3 protein-coding genes and 1 pseudogene are annotated in these 3425 nt (G+C 47.0%); 1 reads left to right on the forward strand and 3 read right to left on the reverse strand.

Annotated features, from left to right (window positions below; translation table 11 throughout):
- Positions 1 to 171 precede the first annotated feature (171 nt).
- Positions 172 to 1350, reverse strand: coding sequence for a cystathionine beta-lyase (gene metC / locus LDL18_RS08865; protein WP_296508846.1), 1179 nt, complete (start codon positions 1348 to 1350; stop codon positions 172 to 174).
- Between the two features lie 63 nt (positions 1351 to 1413).
- A pseudogene (locus LDL18_RS08870) lies at positions 1414 to 2220 on the reverse strand (sulfurtransferase); the annotation flags it as partial.
- 181 nt (positions 2221 to 2401) lie between these two features.
- On the opposite strand from LDL18_RS08870, the gene queF reads away from it, so the two are divergent.
- Positions 2402 to 2845, forward strand: coding sequence for a preQ(1) synthase (queF, locus tag LDL18_RS08875; RefSeq protein ID WP_296508843.1), 444 nt, complete (start codon positions 2402 to 2404; stop codon positions 2843 to 2845).
- 16 nt (positions 2846 to 2861) lie between these two features.
- Here the strand turns inward: queF and LDL18_RS08880 are convergent.
- Positions 2862 to 3425: DUF3035 domain-containing protein (locus LDL18_RS08880; protein ID WP_296508845.1), on the reverse strand; the 564-nt coding region annotated here is incomplete at its 5' end.

Raw genomic sequence — 3425 nt, forward strand, 5'->3', positions numbered from 1 at the left:
CGCCACTGATTTTCATGTCGGTCTCGCGATTACTAAAAAGGAAAAAATTAAACCTAAAACAGGCTTTATTGCTTTTCTCTCTAACGATCCTGTCAGAGCTTGGAAAGCCTGTTTCCGGCTTGTTTTTAAAGAATAACAAGCCAGAAACTATATTTTAAGGGGAATTTTGGGCTAAAAGCCGGATTGATCTCTCGAAGCCTTAAAGCGTTTCAATCCAAAAGCCAGATCTTCAATCAGGTCATCTGGATCTTCCAAACCGATATGTAAACGGACAACAGGGCCAGCCGCTTGCCAACTGGCCGCCGTCCGTATCGGCTGCGGATCAACCGGCAAAGCTAAGCTTTCATAGCCGCCCCATGAAAAACCGATACCAAAATGTTCAAGGCTATCAATCAAAGCCGTGCGGTCGCGGTCATCGCCCCCTTCAAGGACAAAGCTAAACAAACCGGATGAGCCTTTAAAATCTCGATGCCAGAATTCATGCCCCGGACAAGAAGACAAGGCGGGATGTAATACCCAAGCCACTTCCGGCTGTTCGCTCAACCATTTGGCAACTTTAAGGGCATTTTTCTCATGCGCTTTCAGCCTAACTTCCAAAGTCCTTAACCCCTTAAGGGCGGAATTGGCGTCATCTGGGCTGACATATTGCCCGAATAGATTGCTAATCCGCTTCAATTTTTCAATATGACTAGGAATAGCTGTCACTGATCCCATCATCGTATCAGAATGACCGGTAATATATTTGGTGCAGGCCATCACCGACAAATCAATGCCCCGCTCAATCGCAGGAAAGAATAAAGGCGTAGCCCAAGTATTATCAAGAATGGTCGTAATAGAATAGCGATGGGCAACTTCACAAATACCGGGGATGTCTTGCACTTCAAAGGTCAGACTTCCCGGACTTTCCATAAAAATAGCCCGTGTCTGCGGGGTAAACAGCTGTTCAATGTCTTGCCCAATTAACGGATCATAATAAGTGACATTGATTCCCTGCGCCTTCAAAACGGTATCACAAAAAACGCGGGTTGGTTCATAACAGCTATCAACCATCAATAACTCATCGCCAGCTTCCAAAGCACTCAACAAAGCCATGGACAAAGCCGCCACACCTGACGGATACAGCAACGTGGCTTCTGCGCCGGGATGCAATTCTGTTAAAGCCTCACTCAACGCCCATTGGGTCGGGGTGCCACGACGGCCATAATAAAGCTGGTCATCAGGATGACTTGAGGCTTCTCTTAAATCTTCAACAGAATCAAACAGAATAGTCGAAGCACGCCAAACAGGTGGATTAACAACTGATCCCCCTTTCCCACGCACCCATTCTCGACGACGGCCAGCCGTAATCAAACGGGTTGATTCGCGGAATGCAGGCCCCTTTTCTTTAGGTGTGTCAGGATCGCTGCCCCATTCTTCCCATGACCCATCATAAAGGGAAACATCTCTTTTTCCCAAAAGACGGGCAGCAAATAACAAGGCTGGAGCCGTTCGCCCCGCACCACAGGTGAATAATAAAGGCTGCTCAAGATTTATCCGATTACTGACAAAAGCCTTCTCGATTTTCGTCGGCGTTTTCCAGCAACCATTAACATCCAACATTTCTTCATAAGGCAAGTTAAGACTATGCGGGATGTGACCGGGGGCAAGTGCCGGATTGGCAACGGCTTCGCCACTAAAGACTTTGGGCGCACGGGCATCGACAACCACTTCATGCCCTGAAGCGATATTATGCATTACCTGATTACGGGTGCGAATAAGCGCTTCATTGCGAGAAAGCTGCAATATAATCGGAGAAGGCGCGATAGCCGCCCCACTTTCAACAGGCAAACGCTCAGCTTTCCAGCGCGCAAAGCCTCCATCCAAAATCATTACATGACGATATTCATGCAACATAAACAGCCACCATGCTCTGGCAGCCGAAGGTAAAGATAAATTATCGTAAATAACGATCATGTCGTCGGGATCTAATCCCAAACGCCCGAATTCATATTCAACTTTTTCGAGGCTTGGTACCATGCGTGGCAAGGGTGCGTTTTGATCTTTTAAAAGATGGTTATCGAGAAAAAGCGCCCCCGGAATATGCGCCTTACAATATTCATCATAAGCCTTGGTATCGACATCTGGCGGATAGCTGCCCGCATCAATAACATGTAACCTTGGGTTAGCGAGGTTCCGATATAGCCACTCTGGCGTTACCAAAAGCTTCATAAGGCAATTCATCCTGACAACAGTCTTTAGCGAAATTTAACATTAAAAAATACCGAACCATATTCAACAATGTTTAATTTCACTTCTTGAAAGAAAAAAATAGCGACAATTTTCTAAAAAACTATCGGCAATACTGGACATCCTATTTTAATCTGGTGTTTTTATATCATACAAAACAGGGTAATATAAATAGATGCAAACCACTCATTTAGGTAAAAACAGCCCCATTCCCCAATCACCGGAAGAGGCTGCCCTCGATTATGTCCCCAATCCTCGGCAGGGTAAAAACTATCTCATTCGCTTTGCGATTCCAGAATTTACTTCGCTTTGCCCTGTCACGGGACAACCGGATTTCGCACATTTGGTTATCGACTATGTGCCAGACAAACTGATTGTCGAATCCAAATCACTTAAATTATTTTTGGGATCTTTCCGCAATCATCGGGCTTTTCACGAAGATTGCACAGTTGGCATTGGTGAAAAACTATTTACAGAAATGAAGGCACAATGGCTGCGTATTGGGGGATATTGGTATCCTCGCGGCGGCATCCCAATTGATGTTTTCTGGCAAAGTGGCGCTGCCCCGCAAGATGTCTGGTTGCCAGAACAGGGTGTGCCACCTTATCGGGGGCGTTAATCCCCCGATCCGAATTTTATTGCGGCATATTTTTATAGGTTACCGGCGGGACAGAAGGCGCTTCCTGTCCTCCGGCCTTCACCACGGCTAAATCATCCTGCTTGGCGGGCGATGCAACAAGATCACTTGTCAAACCACCTTTATTAACCGTCTCGGTCTGGGGATCACCCACCGAACTACGAATACCGGGTTGGGCGCGCTTGGCCGAGGCTTTTTCCAATAATCCTCTTTCTGCCGCGGCTTTAACCGCAGGCTGACCAAACATCGCAGCCAAAGCCTGCGTTGAGCTATCCGTATCTTGAGGGCGTGGCGCGCCGGGTTTCGGCGGAGCCAAAGTAAATTCAGGCGGAATAACCAAAGGCTGCTGGCGGGTAGCTTCCATTTCTTTGGCGTTCGGATTCGCGAAAACCCCAGGTTTGGATTTATGTGTGGTGCAACCAGCCGTAATCGCTGCCGCCAATCCCATCATGATGATAGCCGATTTTTTCAACAAGGGGGCAACAGGATTATTCTTGGTCGTTTTTATCATCACATTAAAAGCTCCAGCAGATTCGGAAAAAAGAAGGCTATGTCTCAATCC

It is taken from the genome of Zymomonas sp. (genome assembly GCF_020216885.1).
Lineage (GTDB): Bacteria > Pseudomonadota > Alphaproteobacteria > Sphingomonadales > Sphingomonadaceae > Zymomonas.